Source organism: Limosilactobacillus reuteri subsp. simiae (assembly GCF_020784875.1).
In the GTDB taxonomy this organism is placed as follows: Bacteria; Bacillota; Bacilli; order Lactobacillales; family Lactobacillaceae; genus Limosilactobacillus; species Limosilactobacillus reuteri_H.
The window spans coordinates 1-237 of sequence record NZ_JAJGUI010000078.1; the positions used below are offsets into that span (position 1 = coordinate 1).

Sequence of the window (237 nt, forward strand, 5' to 3'; positions counted from 1 at the left end):
ATGGCTAATAAATTAAATAGCTTAGCCCATACGAAGTGGTTATGTAAGTATCACATCGTATTCATACCAAAGTATAGACGTAAAGCGATCTTCAATCAATACCGAAGAGACCTAAGAGGTTATATTCGTTTATTGTGTAAATATAAGGGAGTAGAAATAATTGAAGGTCATATGATGCCAGATCATGTGCACTTGTTAGTAAGTATTCCGCCGAAGCTAAGTGTATCGCAGTTTATG

Annotated in this window: 1 protein-coding gene; it reads left to right on the forward strand. The window is 35.4% G+C overall.

Annotation, left to right across the window (positions count from 1 at the left end; genetic code table 11):
• The coding region (tnpA, locus tag LMC10_RS02085; RefSeq protein WP_229268798.1) for an IS200/IS605 family transposase at positions 1-237 on the forward strand (237 nt) is incomplete at both ends.